Here is a 13,021-nt window from a genome sequence, read left to right as displayed (position 1 = left end):
GCAATGCCGATGACCGGCGTGCAACGTGCCGCCGTACTGCTGCTGTCGCTCGGCGAGACCGACGCGGCCGAAGTGCTGCGTCACATGGAACCAAAGGAAGTGCAGAAGATCGGCATCGCCATGGCCACCCTCACCGACGTCACCCGCGAGCAGGTGCAGAAGGTGATGGACGACTTTGGTGCCGAGCTGGGCAACAAGACCTCGCTGAGCGTCGGCTCCGACGACTACATCCGCAACATGCTGGTGCAGGCGCTGGGCAATGAAAAGGCCAGCAACCTGATCGACCGCATCCTGCTCGGCCGCAATACGACTGGTCTGGATGCGCTGAAGTGGATGGACCCGCGCGCGGTCGCCGATCTGGTCCGCAACGAGCACCCGCAGATCATCGCCATCGTCATGGCCCACCTGGAAACCGACCAGGCCGCCGAGGCGCTGAAACTGCTGCCCGAGCGCACCCGCGTCGACGTGCTACTGCGCATCGCCACGCTCGACGGTATTCCGCCAAATGCACTGAACGAACTGAACGAAATCATGGAGCGCCAGTTCGCCGGCAACCAGAACCTGAAGTCGTCAAACATCGGTGGCGTGCAGTGTGCCGCCAACATCCTCAACTTCATGGACGGCGGCCAGGACCAGGCCATCCTCACCGAAATCGCCCGCATCGATTCGCCGCTGGGCAGCCGCATCCAGGACCTGATGTTTGTGTTCGACGACCTGGTGGACCTGGACGATCGCGAAATGCAGTTGGTGCTGCGCGAAGTCAGCGGCGAGCGTCTGGGCCTTGCCCTGCGCGGCGCCGACATCAAGGTGCGCGACAAGATCACCCGCAACATGTCGCAGCGCGCTGCCGAGATCCTGCTCGAAGACATGGAAGCCCGCGGTCCGGTGCGTCTGTCCGACGTGGAAGGCGCGCAGCGCGAGATCCTCGCCATCGTCAAGCGCATGGGCGATGAAGGCACCATCACCCTCGGCGGCGCTGCGGAGGCGATGCTGTGATCAACGCCGTGCGCTGGCATGCCCCGGATCTGAACGCACCGGCCGGCCAACCGGCGACGGAGGATTTCGACCTTGCGTCGCTGGAAACCATCGTTGCCGAGCCGGTAGCTCCCGCCCTGCAGCCGCCGACCCTGGAAGAGATCCAGGCGATCCGCGATGCCGCACAGGAAGAAGGTTTCCAGCAAGGCCATGCCGAAGGTTATGCGCAGGGCCAGGCCGAAGTCCGCCGCCTGACCGCGCAGATCGAGGGCATCCTCGACAACTTCAGCCGTCCGCTGGTGCGACTGGAAAATGAAGTGGTTGGCGCACTCGGCGAGCTGTCGGTACGTATCGCCGGCGCCTTGATCAGCCGCGCCTACGAGGCCGATCCGTCGCTGCTGAAGGACCTGATCGATGAAGCGCTGGATACCGTCAGCGGCACCAACCGCGACGTTGAAGTGCGCCTGCACCCGGACGACATCGCCGCGATCAGCAATCTGCTGACCCTGCCTGCCGGGCAGCGTCTGGTACCTGACCACAGCCTCAGCCGTGGCGATCTGCGCGTGCATGCCGAAGCCGTACGCGTTGATGGCACCCTCGACGCCCGCCTGCGCGCAGCACTGGCCACCGTTCTACGCCGCGCTGGAGCCACCGAATGAACCCAGCGACTTCGCCCTCGCCTGCTCCCGCCGACTGGGCCGCTGCGCGCAACCTGCGCCTGGCAGCTCGGCTCGACGGCATATCGCTGGACGCAGCCGGCGGCCACGGTCTGGTCCGTGAAGGCATCCTGCGCCGCGCGGTTGGCCTCACCCTGGAAGCCGTCGGCTGCGAAGCGCCGATGGGCGCCAGCTGCAAGGTCGAGATCATCGATGGCGGCTGGGTCGACGCCGAAGTCGTCGGCTTCTCCGGCGACCGCACCTATCTGATGCCCAGCGCCGAACTGCATGGCCTGCTGCCCAATGCCCGCGTCGTGCCGTCCTACCGCCGTGGCGGCGTCGAGGTCGGCGAAGGCCTGCTCGGCCGCGTCATCGATTCCGATGGTATTCCGCTCGACGGCAAGGGCCCGATCCGCGCCGAGGGCGTGGTCGGCATGGCCGGCGTCTCGATCAACCCGCTGGCACGCGAACCCATCACCCAGCCACTTGATGTCGGTGTCCGCGCGATCAATTCGCTGCTGCCGATTGGCCGCGGCCAGCGTGTCGGCCTGTTCGCCGGCTCTGGTGTCGGCAAGTCGACGCTGCTCGGCATGATGACCCGCTTCACCGCCGCCGACGTGATCGTGGTCGGCCTGATCGGTGAACGTGGCCGCGAAGTGCGCGATTTCGTCGAATCCACCTTGGGCGAAGAAGGCCTGCGCCGCGCGGTGGTCGTCGCCAGCCCGGCCGACCGGCCGCCGCTCGCCCGTCTGCACGGCGCCTACCGCGCCACCGCCATCGCCGAGTGGTTCCGCGACCAGGGTCTGAACGTGCTGCTGCTGATGGACTCGCTGACCCGGTTCGCGCAGGCCCAGCGCGAGATCGGCCTGTCGGTCGGCGAGCCGCCAACCACCCGCGGCTACCCACCGTCGGTGTTCGCAAAACTGCCAGCGCTGGTCGAGCGCGCAGGTAACGGTGCCAAGGGCCGCGGCTCGATCACCGCCTTCTACACCGTGCTGACCGAAGGCGACGATCCGCAGGACCCGATCGCCGACGCTGCCCGCGCCATCCTCGACGGTCACATCCTGCTGTCACGCCGCGTTGCCGACAGCGGCCTGTACCCGGCCATCGATGTCGAATCCTCGGTCAGCCGCGTCGTCCAGGACATCGCCGACGATGTCTGGCGCGCGCGCATCCGCAAGCTCAAGCAGCTGGTATCGGCCTATACCGCCAACCGCGACCTGATTGCCATTGGCGCTTATCAGCGCGGCAACGACCCGCTCACCGACGAAGCATTGGACCGGTGGCCGGAGATCATGGAATTCCTTGGCCAGGACGTGCATAACGCCGCCGACCTGAGCCACAGCCTCAGTGCATTGCACCAACTGGTAGATAGTGAGACGCCCGCATGAGCCCTAGCCGACGCCTGGACCCGCTGCTGCGCCACGCGCAGGACCGCGAAGATGAAGTCGCCAAAGCCCTGGCCGAGCGCCAGCAAGCCTTGGACATGCATCAATCGCGACTTTCCGAATTACGTCAGTACGCCGAGGAATACGCCAACGCGCAATTAGCCACCACCAGTGCCGCGCAGTTGCTCAACCGCCGCGCCTTCCTCGATCGCCTCGACAACGCGGTGGAGGCACAGAGCAAGACCGTGGACAGCAACCAGGAACGCGTGGATGCCGAACGCGCCCGCCTGCTGCTGGCCAGCCGCGACAAGGCCGTGCTGGAACAGCTTGCCGCCAGCTATCGCGCGCAGGAAAAACAGGTCGCCGACCGCCGCGACCAGCGCGAGATGGACGATATCGGTGCCCGCCGTGCGCGCCTGAAGAAGACCGAAGGCGAAGCCGAGGGAGAAAACCAGTGAATGTTCTTTCCTCCGCGCTCGGCGGTGCCAGCAGCATCGACAGCAGCAGCGGCGCGCGCAGCAACAGCACCGACAAGTCCAGCGACAACGGCTTCGACGCGATGCTCAACAGCAAGCCAGCCACGCAGAAGCCTGCGGCCAGCAAGCCAGGCAGCACGGATGCCAAGCCCGCCAATGAAGCGCGCGGCGAAGACAGTTCCAGCGAAACCACAACGGAACAGAGCGCCGCTACCGACAGCAGTACCAGCAACGACGACAAGCCCGACACGCAGACCGCCGCGGAAGATGCGCCGTGGCCGCCGTTTGGGCTGTCTGCAATCGTTGCCCTGCCAACGGAACCTGCAGCGCAGGCGCCAGCGGCCCTTGCAGCCGCCAACCAGGATCAGGCCGCGCCAGCCAATCCGGCGGTGGCGCTGCCAGCCCTGCCAGCTGTTCCGGCTGCTGCCACAGCCAAGCCGGCCGCCATCAGCGCTGACGAGGCCAGCGCCGAGTTGAGCCTGCCCTTGACCGCAGCGGCGGCGAACGACGATGCGAGCAGCCTCAACCTCGATGCCGATACCCCGGCGCCGACCACGTTTGCGTCCATGCTACATAACCAGGCCCTGCAGGAAGTCCGCGCAAGCGCCCCGGCCAGCAGCATCACCGCACCCACGCCAACCCCGGACCTGAATGCCGGTGACTTCGACGAAGCCATCGGCGCCCGCGTCGGTTGGTTGGCGGAACAGAAAATCGGCCACGCCCACATCCGCATCAACCCGGAGAACATGGGCGAGATCGACGTCAAACTGCAGCTGGACGGCGACCGCGTCCACGCCAGTTTCAGCAGCGCCCACGCCGACGTCCGCCACGCCCTGGAAAGCAGCCTGCCGCGCCTGCGCGAGATGCTTGGCGAGCAAGGCCTGCAGCTGAGTCACGCCGACGTGGGCCAGCAATCCACGCCGCAGCAGCAAAGCGACAAGGGCGAAGCTGGCAGCGGCTTGGCAACCGGCAACCAACTGGAAGGCACCGACCTCCCGGTAACCTCCAGCCACAACCTGCGCATGCGCGGCCTGCTGGATGCGTATGCGTGAGGTCACTCCGTTGTGGGAGTGGTGTAAACAACGGAGCTGATGATCTGAAACGCTCGCTGCTTCGCGGCTGACGCCGCTCCCACAAGGCTGACTACTTTTGTGGGAGCGGTGTAAACCGCGAAGCTGATGATCCATCCGCCCATCTACAAACGATCACTGTGCTGACAGCGCTTGGGAAGCCGCAGCGCCATCCTGCGTTGATAGCGCTTCCAGCAATCAACCCAAAGCCAGGATCCAAAACCCTCCGCACAGGCCGGATATCCCTACCCGGCCACGCATATCTGGTCACCTTCACAACGCTAGCTCGCCAGCCACTGTTCCGGGAGCTCCAACCAGCCTCGTGCATAGCTCAAGCCTTGTATCACCCCCTACTTTGGCGTGATGCATGGCTATTGGCCTGGGTACTGATGCCAGACCATTGGCACGGACTGGTTCAACTGGGGAGCTCTACCAGCCTCAGCTCCCTGACACGGGCAATCAAATCCAATACGGCACGTTCATTGCCAGAATCGATCAGCCGCCCCGTTTGGGCACCTGGATTTCACGACCGGACCGTCCGCAAAGATCAGGATCTGAAGGCCACAGCCCGCTACATCATCATGAACCCGGTCAGAGCCGGGCTGGTTAGCTCGCCGCGCTTCTACCCATATTGGAATGCGATGTGGATATGACTCCCCAGCTTTTGTGGGAGCGGTGTAAACCGCGAAGCTGACCATCTGACAGATCACCAGCTTCGCGGTTTACACCGCTCCCACAAAACCCCGACGTTGCGTCAATAGTCCGTCACCCCCTCCTCCGGCACAGCCCTTGCATCTGACTGGGCAGCAATCCTGAGGAGCTCCACGTGGCCGTTGCCGCTGATAAAAACCGCAAAGCTGAACCCACCAAGGAAGCGGCAAGCAAACCGAAGCGCTCGTTGTTGGTTCCCGCCCTGATCGCCGTGTTCGCTGCTGCCGCAGCCGGTGGCGGCGTCTGGTATTTCATCCAGGGCAAGGACCACGCCGAAGCCAGCAAGGAGGCCAAGCCCAAGACGCCGGCCCCGGCCCAGTACTTCGCGCTGGACCCGGCCTTCGTGGTCAACCTCAGCGGCCCGGTCGATGGCCCGCGCTACCTGCAGGTCGAGGTGCAGCTGATGACCCGTGATCCGTTGGCCCTGGCTGCGCTGCAGACCCACGCCCCGGCCATCCGCGCCAAATTGTTGATGCTGTTCTCGCAGGTCGAGCCGACCCAGATCGCCGACCGCGCGGGCAAGGAAAAGCTGCAGGCCGCCGCGCTGGCGGAAGTGCAGAAGCTGATGAAGGCCGAAACCGGCCAGAACAGCGCCGATGAGCTGTTGTTCACCAGCTTTGTGACCCAGTAAGGCGCCACGATGAGCATCAACGACCTGCTGTCCCAAGACGAGATCGACGCCCTGCTGCACGGCGTCGATTCCGGCTCGGTCAATACCGCCGAGCCGGAGGCGGCACCTGGCGAAGCGCGTTCCTACGATTTCGCCAGCCAGGACCGCATCATCCGCGGGCGCATGCCGACCCTGGAAATGGTCAATGAGCGGTTTGCGCGCCTGTGGCGCATCGGCCTGTTCAACCTGATCCGGCGTTCGGCCGAGTTGTCGGTGCGTGGCATCGAGCTGATCAAGTTCGGCGACTACCTGCATTCGCTATATGTACCGACCAACCTCAACCTGATCCGCTTCAAGCCGCTGCGCGGCACCGGCCTGATCGTGTTCGAGCCGACCCTGGTGTTCGCCATCGTCGACAATTTCTTCGGCGGTGATGGACGCTACCCGACCCGCATCGAAGGCCGCGAGTTCACCGCTACCGAAATGCGCGTGATCCAGCTGATGCTCAAGCAGACCTTCACCGATCTGCGCGAAGCCTGGGGCCCGGTGATGAATGTCGACTTCGACTACATCAACTCCGAGATCAACCCGCACTTCGCCAACATCGTCAGCCCGCGCGAATACGTGGTGGTCAGCCGTTTCCACGTCGAACTGGACAGTGGCGGCGGCGACATCCACATCACCTTGCCGTACTCGATGCTGGAACCGATCCGCGAGCTGCTCGATGCCGGCATCCAGAGCGATCGCAATGACCGCGACGAGAGCTGGGCCATCATGCTGCGCGAGCAGCTGGATACCGCCGAAGTCGAGCTGTCCAGCGTACTGGCCAAGCGCCGCATGAGCCTGCGCGAGCTGACCAGGTTGAAGATCGGCGATGTACTGCCGATCGAAATGCCCAAGCAGGTGCCACTGTGCGTGGAAGGCATCCCGGTATTCACCGGCGAGTTTGGTGTGTCCAACGAACGCAACGCCATCAAGATCACTGCTACCCATCCTCCGGGAAAGCGCCCCAACGTTCCCGCGATTCAGGAAAACACCGATGAATGACAACCACTCTCCCGAAACTGAAAACGGCGCAACGCCGGCACAGTTCGCCAACCTGCAAGCCGACAACGCCACCAACACCGACCTGGACCTGGACGTCATCCTCGACGTACCGGTGACCTTGTCGCTGGAAGTCGGCCGCGCGCGCCTGCCGATCCGCAACCTGCTGCAGCTCAACCAGGGCTCGGTGGTGGAACTGGAGCGTGGTGCTGGCGAATCGCTGGACGTGTTCGTCAACGGCACCTTGATCGCGCACGGTGAAGTCGTGGTCATCAATGATCGCTTCGGCGTGCGCCTGACCGACGTGGTCAGCCCCAGCGAGCGCATCCGGAGACTGCGTTGATCGCACTGCTCGCCTATGCCGCGCCGGCCGCCAAGGCGGCAACGCCGGTCGGCCAGCACGCGGCCAGCGCGCCCGGCCTGTTCGGCGCGTTCTTCACCTTGCTGCTGGTGCTGGGCCTGATCATCGGCCTGGGCTGGTTGCTCAAGCGCATGCCCGGCGGCGCGTTCCGCCCGGCCGAAGGCCTGAAGGTGGTCGCCAGCATCAATGTCGGTGCCAAAGAGCGTGTGGTGGTGGTCGACGTCAATGGCCAGCAGTTGCTGCTGGGCATCACCGCCGGCGGCATCAGCACCTTGCACCAGCTGCCCGAGCCGCTGCCGCAGACGCCTGCACCGGCCCTGCCCAATCTCAAACAACTACCGAATTTCGCCCAGCTGCTGGCACAGAAGCTGCGCAAGGACTCCTGAACATGTCGGGTCAACGCTCTAATTCCCGCTGCTGTTGGCAATTGCTGATCCTGTTGGCGATGCTGGCGCTGCCGCTGTTCGCCTGGGCCACGCCCGGCCCGCAGGTGCCGGCGCTGCCGGACGTGAACGTCGGCAAGATCGGCGGTGCGCCGGTCAGCCTGCCGCTGCAGACCTTGTTGTTGATGACGGCAATCACCCTGCTGCCGTCGATGTTGCTGGTGCTCACCGCATTCACCCGCATCATCATCGTGCTCGGCCTGCTGCGTCAGGCACTGGGCACCGGGCAGACGCCGTCCAACCAGATCCTGCTTGGCCTGGCCTTGTTCCTGACCGCGATGATCATGATGCCGGTCTGGGACAAGTCGTGGTCCACCGGCATGGCGCCGTATCTGGATGGCCAGATCGACTTCCAGACCGCCTGGCAGCTGACCACCGCACCACTGCGCGCCTTCATGCTGGCGCAGGTCCGCGAGACCGACCTGATGACCTTCGCCGGCCTGGCCGGGCAAGGTCCTTACGCCAGCCCGGATGCGATTCCGTTCCCGGTACTGGTTGCCTCCTTCGTCACCAGCGAGCTGAAGACCGCGTTTGAAATCGGCTTCCTGATCTTCATCCCGTTCGTCATCATCGATCTGGTTGTCTCCAGCGTGCTGATGTCGATGGGCATGATGATGCTGTCGCCCATGCTGGTGTCGGCACCGTTCAAGATATTGCTGTTCGTGCTGGTGGACGGTTGGGTGCTGGTGGTTGGCACCTTGGCAGCCAGCTTCAACGCGGTGTAGTAGCGCGCCAGTATTCCGGCACGTCTGCGCGGCGCGCCGTTCCGCTGGCCATCAATGGAAGTCGCGGCTGCGCACGTCCAGGCTGCCCAATAGCGGCGACAGATCATCCAGGCGGCGTGCGATCAGGTGACGCACGCCGTTTTCGGCTTCCAACCGGCCGCTGACCTGCATCAGCCGTGATTCCAGGAACACCTGCCGCTGGCGCTCGGCTAACTGTCGCCAGACCACGACATTGATCTGGCCGAACTCGTCTTCCAGGGTGATGAAGGTGACGCCGCTCGCCGTCGCAGGACGTTGACGGCCGCGCACCAGGCCGGCGACCAGCACATTGCCGGTGCTGCGCATGCTTTCCAGATCCTTGGAACTGCGGCAGCGGCGCGCGCTCAGCTGGCGTCGCAGGCGCGCCAACGGATGCAGCTCCAAGGTGGTACCGAGCAAGGCGTAATCGGCGTTCAGATCCTCGCCGGCACTGGGCATCGGCAAGGCGACATCGGCTTCAGCGGTTGCCGGTTGATCGTCAAACAAGGGCCGCTGGTCTTCGACACCGGCAATTGCCCAGCGCGCCCGATGCCGGTTACCGACCATGCCGCGCAAGGCGCCCGCATCGGCGAGCAAGGCACGGGCGCGTGCATCGAGATCGGCACGTCGGCACAGGTCGGCGATATCGGTGAACGCGGTCTGCGCCCTCGCCTGCTCGATGCGCAATGCGTCTTCCGCGTTGAAACCACGCACCAGGCAAAAGCCCAGGCGGATTGCCAGCCGCTCATTGTCGCGCTCCCATTCCAGGGAGCATTCCCAGCCGCTGTAACGCACATCCAGCGGCCGCGTTGCCACGCCATGCCGGCGCACATCCTGCAGCAACTGGTCCGGGCTGTAGAAACCCATCGGCTGGCTGTTGAGCAGCGCACAGGCGAACTCAGCCGCGTAATGGCATTTCAACCAGCTGCTGGCGTAGGCGATCAGCGCGAAACTGGCCGCATGGCTTTCCGGAAAGCCATAGCTGCCGAAACCCTTGATCTGCTCGAAGATGCGTTCGGCGAACTCCAGTGGATAGCCGCGTTCCAGCATGCCCTCGGTGAGTTTCAGCCGATGCGGCTCCAGCCCGCCGTGGCGCTTCCACGCTGCCATCGAACGGCGCAGGCTATCGGCTTCACTGGCGTTATAGCCCGCTGCCACCATCGCGATCTGCATCACCTGTTCCTGGAACAGCGGCACACCCAAGGTGCGTTCAAGCACCGCTTCCAATGCTTTGGAGGGATAACTGACCAACTCTTCGCCGGTACGGCGGCGCAGGTAGGGATGCACCATGTCACCCTGGATCGGACCGGGACGGACAATGGCCACTTCAACCACCAGATCGTAGAACGTCTGCGGCTTCAGCCGCGGCAGCATCGCCATCTGTGCACGCGATTCGATCTGGAACACGCCGATGGTATCGGCGCGACTGATCATCGCGTAGGTTTTCTTGTCTTCCTGAGGGATCGTCGCCAAGGTGAAATGCAGGCCGCGATAACGCTCGATCAGATCGAAACAACGGCGCACCGCGGTGAGCATGCCCAGCGCCAAAACGTCGACTTTCATCAGGCCCAGCGTTTCAAGATCATCCTTGTCCCACTGGATCACGGTGCGTGCTTCCATCGCCGCATTCTCCACCGGCACCATGCTGTGCAGGGCGCGCTCCGAAATGACGAAGCCACCCGGATGCTGGGACAGGTAATGCGGGAAATCAATCAGTTCGTTGGCCAGTATCAGGATGCGGCGCAGCAGCGGGCTATCCGGGTCGAAACCATGCTCGCGCAGGCGCTCTTCCTCCGGAATGCTGTCCGACCAATGGCCGACACAGGAAGTCAGCTGGGTGATCACGTCACCGGGCATGCCCAGTACCCGCGCCACGTCACGCAGGGCACCACGCCCGCCGTACTGCGTGGCGACCGCAGCCAGGGCAGCACGCTCACGGCCATAGCGCGAAAACACGTACTGGATGACTTCCTCGCGTCGTTCGTGCTCGAAGTCGACGTCGATATCCGGCGGCTCATCGCGGTCGTCCGAAATGAAGCGCTCAAACAATAGATGGCTGTGCGAAGGATCCAGTTCGGTAATACCCAGCACGAAGCAGACCACCGAGTTGGCGGCCGAACCCCGCCCTTGGCAAACGATGCCAATGCTGCGGGCGTATGCCACCAGATCATGCACGGTAAGGAAGTACGAGGCGTACTTTTTCTTGGCGATCAGGCCCAGTTCCTTTTCGATCAGGGCCTGTGCCTGCGGCGGAGTACCGTCCGGCCAACGTTTGCCCGCACCACGCGTCACCAGCTCCGCCAGCCAGCACTGCGCGGTGTAACCGGCGGGTACCACCTCGCTGGGATATAGATAGTTGACGGCTTCTTTCAGGTCAAACCCGGCGCAGCGTTCGGCGATGCACAGCGTCTGCTGCAACAATGCTGCTGGATAGATCGCCTGCAACGCCTGCAGCGGACGCAGATGCCGCTCACCGTTGGCGAACAGCCGCTGCCCGGCCTCGGCAACGGTGACACGGTGGCGGATGGCCGTCATCACATCCTGCAATGCCCGGCGTCCACGTGCATGCATATGCACGTCACCAGCAGCCACCAATGGCAGCTGCAGCTCTGCGCCCAGTACCTGCAGCTGCTGCAGACGCGCATCGTCATCGGCACCATGGTGCAGTTCCACCGCAATCCAGCAGCGCTGCGGGAACCATCCCCGCAACTGCATGCCCTCGGCAGGTTCTGGTTGTACCGCAGGCAGCCACAAGGCCAGCAGGCCACTGCGATCAATCGCCGCCAGGTCCTCGGCCAACAGCCGGTACTCGCCCTTTTCCGCCCGCCGCCTTGCCTGTGTTATCAACCAGCACAGCGTTTGGTAGCCTGCGGCGTCTTCCACCAGCAGGACCAGCTTGGCGCCGTTTTCCAGTTGGATCTCGCTGCCGACAATCAGCTGCAAGCCTGTTTCCTTGGACGCGCGCCAGGCACGCACGATGCCGGCCAGCGTGCATTCGTCGGTGATGGCCAGTGCCTGGTAGCCATGTGCTTTTGCTCGTGCGAACAACTCATCCGCAGTCGATGCGCCGCGCTGGAAGCTGAAAGCGGACAGGCAATGCAGCTCGGCATAACCGGCCGTCATGCGAACCAGCCCTGCAGCATGAAGCCGCCCTCGCCGCCCACCTCGCGCCACGCCCATGCCTGCTGGCCAAAGCGGGTACTGACCCGGTAGTAATCACGACGCACGTCATCGCCATCCCACCAGCCACTCTCGATCCGTTCCGGCGCCGACAGCAGTTCCGGGCTTGCTCCCGGCCAGGGCTGCGGCGTGCGCAGCAACCAACCAGGCCGCATTGGCGACGGCAGGCTATCGGCTGTTGAAGCAGCAGCTGGAGCCACCACGCCACGCCAGGCATATTCGGGTCGATGGTCGGCATGCACGCGCAGGCCGTGCACGGATTGATCACCCAGACGGGCACGCAGGCGTTCGCGCAGCTGTTCCCACGGCATGCTCTGCTGCGGACGGGTATCGAACAGCTCACGGTGCTCCGGCACAAAGGCCGGCAACTGATCGGCGCGCAGGCCGAACTGACGCACCGGCGCCGGGATCTTGGCCTGCTCCAGGCGGCTGCGGGCAATCTCGAACAACAGGCTGGCATCACGCTCGGCCGCAAGCAGGCCGATCTCCAAGGTGGTGGGCGGGCGGTCCTCGTGTTCCAGCAACAGCGCAAAACGCTGCACGCTGCCATCGCGGCCGGCCAGGAACGCGGCAAGGTCGGAGGTCAGGCGGCGCAGTGGGAACAGCAGCGCCTGCGAAGACTCCACTTCATAGCCAAGTTCGATGCGCAGCTCGAACACATCCGGTGGCTGATACGGCTGCAATACGAAGGCACGCTCGCCGAGCAAGGCATCCAGCTGCCGCAGTACATCGGGTGCAAAGCGCCGGTTGATGCTGGCCCGTGGCAGGCCCTGCAATTGTTTGACGCTACGGATGCCCATGCGCGCGAACGCCGCCGAAGCACTGGCACCAAACCCGGCACGTGCAACCGGCAGTTGTCCCAGCAATGCCGCCAGCCCTGCCTCATCCACGCTCAAACCATCGCGTGCATTGGCCAAGGCGCGAGCAGCCACCGGATTGGGCGCCAATGCGATGCGATGACGGAACCCCAGGGCACCCAACTCCTGCCGCAGGCGCGCCTCGAACTTCGGCCACGGCCCGAACAGCGCCAGGCTGTGCTCGATTTCGATGATCAGCGCCTGCGCATACTGCAGGCTGACCTGCGAACTGAATTGATACGCCCAAGCCGCAAGAAAACGATGCCACTCCGACTGCGCGTCCGGCTCGTATGGGTGTATTTCAAACCCGGTTGCCAATGCCTGTGCCGTCACCAGCGACTGCCCTGCCTTCAGCCCCAGCGCCGCCGCCGCGGGATTGACTGCATGCAGCACCCGCCGCTGGCTGGGCCCACTGATCAATACCCGCGCCGCGTCCGGCTCGGCACAGCCACGCAGGACGCCGTCCATGGCCAGGTGTGGCAACAGGATGCAGGCCCAGCGCACGGC

13 protein-coding genes are annotated in these 13,021 nt (G+C 64.4%); 11 read left to right on the top strand and 2 right to left on the bottom strand.

The window, feature by feature from the left end; genetic code table 11:
* The first annotated feature begins 9 nt into the window (after positions 1-9).
* The 11 genes from fliG (at position 10) to fliP (ending at position 8,459) form a co-directional block, all read left to right on the top strand.
* Positions 10-996, top strand: coding sequence for a flagellar motor switch protein FliG (gene fliG / locus Q5Z11_RS10415; protein ID WP_057628133.1), 987 nt, complete (start codon positions 10-12; stop codon positions 994-996).
* The gene (locus Q5Z11_RS10410; protein ID WP_303749914.1) at positions 993-1,634 is read left to right on the top strand and encodes a FliH/SctL family protein; all 642 of its coding nucleotides are present in this window, start codon (positions 993-995) and stop codon (positions 1,632-1,634) included. Before fliG ends, Q5Z11_RS10410 begins: the two co-directional genes overlap by 4 nt.
* Positions 1,631-3,022 carry a flagellar protein export ATPase FliI gene (gene fliI / locus Q5Z11_RS10405; protein WP_303749913.1) on the top strand — a complete coding sequence of 464 codons (1,392 nt, stop codon included), beginning with the start codon at positions 1,631-1,633 and terminating at the stop codon, positions 3,020-3,022. The genes Q5Z11_RS10410 and fliI overlap by 4 nt, the downstream gene beginning before the upstream one ends.
* Complete coding sequence (gene fliJ, locus Q5Z11_RS10400; RefSeq protein ID WP_303749912.1) at positions 3,019-3,477, top strand: flagellar export protein FliJ; 459 nt, start codon at positions 3,019-3,021, stop codon at positions 3,475-3,477. The genes fliI and fliJ overlap by 4 nt, the downstream gene beginning before the upstream one ends.
* The gene (locus Q5Z11_RS10395; RefSeq protein ID WP_303749911.1) at positions 3,474-4,547 is read left to right on the top strand and encodes a flagellar hook-length control protein FliK; all 1,074 of its coding nucleotides are present in this window, start codon (positions 3,474-3,476) and stop codon (positions 4,545-4,547) included. Before fliJ ends, Q5Z11_RS10395 begins: the two co-directional genes overlap by 4 nt.
* A 158-nt stretch (positions 4,548-4,705) precedes the next feature.
* Complete coding sequence (locus Q5Z11_RS20750; RefSeq protein WP_405051673.1) at positions 4,706-5,218, top strand: REP-associated tyrosine transposase; 513 nt, start codon at positions 4,706-4,708, stop codon at positions 5,216-5,218.
* 173 nt (positions 5,219-5,391) lie between these two features.
* Positions 5,392-5,907 carry a flagellar basal body-associated FliL family protein gene (locus Q5Z11_RS10390; protein ID WP_303749910.1) on the top strand — a complete coding sequence of 172 codons (516 nt, stop codon included), beginning with the start codon at positions 5,392-5,394 and terminating at the stop codon, positions 5,905-5,907.
* A gap of 9 nt (positions 5,908-5,916) precedes the next feature.
* Positions 5,917-6,933 carry a flagellar motor switch protein FliM gene (fliM, locus tag Q5Z11_RS10385; protein WP_303749909.1) on the top strand — a complete coding sequence of 339 codons (1,017 nt, stop codon included), beginning with the start codon at positions 5,917-5,919 and terminating at the stop codon, positions 6,931-6,933.
* Positions 6,926-7,273 (top strand): flagellar motor switch protein FliN, encoded by a 348-nt coding sequence (gene fliN / locus Q5Z11_RS10380; protein ID WP_303749908.1) that lies wholly within the window; start codon positions 6,926-6,928, stop codon positions 7,271-7,273. Before fliM ends, fliN begins: the two co-directional genes overlap by 8 nt.
* On the top strand, positions 7,270-7,677 hold the full coding sequence (fliO, locus tag Q5Z11_RS10375) for a flagellar biosynthetic protein FliO (RefSeq protein ID WP_057628148.1): 408 nt from the start codon (positions 7,270-7,272) through the stop codon (positions 7,675-7,677). The genes fliN and fliO overlap by 4 nt, the downstream gene beginning before the upstream one ends.
* Positions 7,678-7,736: 59 nt before the next feature.
* The gene (gene fliP, locus Q5Z11_RS10370; RefSeq protein ID WP_405051689.1) at positions 7,737-8,459 is read left to right on the top strand and encodes a flagellar type III secretion system pore protein FliP; all 723 of its coding nucleotides are present in this window, start codon (positions 7,737-7,739) and stop codon (positions 8,457-8,459) included.
* Positions 8,460-8,510: 51 nt separating this feature from the next.
* Here the strand turns inward: fliP and Q5Z11_RS10365 are convergent, their stop codons facing one another.
* Entirely contained in the window at positions 8,511-11,600 is a 3,090-nt protein-coding gene (locus tag Q5Z11_RS10365; protein WP_303749906.1) for an error-prone DNA polymerase, read from the bottom strand.
* Positions 11,597-13,018, bottom strand: a complete 1,422-nt coding sequence (locus tag Q5Z11_RS10360; RefSeq protein WP_303749905.1) for a Y-family DNA polymerase — start codon at positions 13,016-13,018, stop codon at positions 11,597-11,599. Before Q5Z11_RS10360 ends, Q5Z11_RS10365 begins: the two co-directional genes overlap by 4 nt.
* Positions 13,019-13,021: the final 3 nt, after the last annotated feature.

Source organism: Stenotrophomonas sp. 610A2 (assembly GCF_030549615.1).
In the GTDB taxonomy this organism is placed as follows: Bacteria; Pseudomonadota; Gammaproteobacteria; order Xanthomonadales; family Xanthomonadaceae; genus Stenotrophomonas; species Stenotrophomonas pigmentata.
Note: the sequence above shows the minus strand (reverse complement) of the source record. Positions and strands in the feature narration are given on the sequence as shown.

Excerpts from the sequence above, each read along its gene's own strand:
- fliG (WP_057628133.1), top strand. The coding sequence starts at position 10 with ATGACCGGCGTGCAACGTGCCGCCGTACTGCTGCTGTCGCTCGGCGAG.
- fliI (WP_303749913.1), top strand. The coding sequence starts at position 1,631 with ATGAACCCAGCGACTTCGCCCTCGCCTGCTCCCGCCGACTGGGCCGCT.
- fliJ (WP_303749912.1), top strand. The coding sequence starts at position 3,019 with ATGAGCCCTAGCCGACGCCTGGACCCGCTGCTGCGCCACGCGCAGGAC.
- fliM (WP_303749909.1), top strand. The coding sequence starts at position 5,917 with ATGAGCATCAACGACCTGCTGTCCCAAGACGAGATCGACGCCCTGCTG.
- fliN (WP_303749908.1), top strand. The coding sequence starts at position 6,926 with ATGAATGACAACCACTCTCCCGAAACTGAAAACGGCGCAACGCCGGCA.
- fliP (WP_405051689.1), top strand. The coding sequence starts at position 7,737 with ATGCTGGCGCTGCCGCTGTTCGCCTGGGCCACGCCCGGCCCGCAGGTG.
- Q5Z11_RS10365 (WP_303749906.1), bottom strand. The coding sequence starts at position 11,600 with ATGACGGCCGGTTATGCCGAGCTGCATTGCCTGTCCGCTTTCAGCTTC.